Here is a 296-nt window from a genome sequence, read left to right as displayed (position 1 = left end):
ATAATGTCCTTGCTGCTTACCTGCGGAGTATTAGGACTGAAGATGATGTTGTATGGATCATCCTGTTCGAGCAGCGCAGTGTTCGAGTTCGACGGCCGACGTGGGAACTCAAAGTACACGCTCTCATCCGATAGGACAAACTGGAGTTCGAAGTGTGTGAAATTCGAGAAGTTCGAGGCCCCTATAATATGGGGCTTACCGTCGCAGAAGCCGAGAAACTGTTGGTTCGAGGTTACGGCGGTGCCGTCCACGGTGAACAGGGCAGGCATCGGCATCTCTCCGTCCCACACCCTAAG

Annotated in this window: 1 protein-coding gene; it reads right to left on the bottom strand. The window is 53.0% G+C overall.

The window, feature by feature from the left end:
* Nucleotides 1-296, bottom strand: a 296-nt coding sequence (locus AC1RPU_RS08145; protein WP_481769668.1) for a hypothetical protein, incomplete at both ends; no start/stop codon positions are given.

This window comes from Dellaglioa sp. CoH-55-MRSF-7 (assembly GCF_056782235.1).
This window is presented reverse-complemented; position numbering and strand designations above follow the sequence as displayed.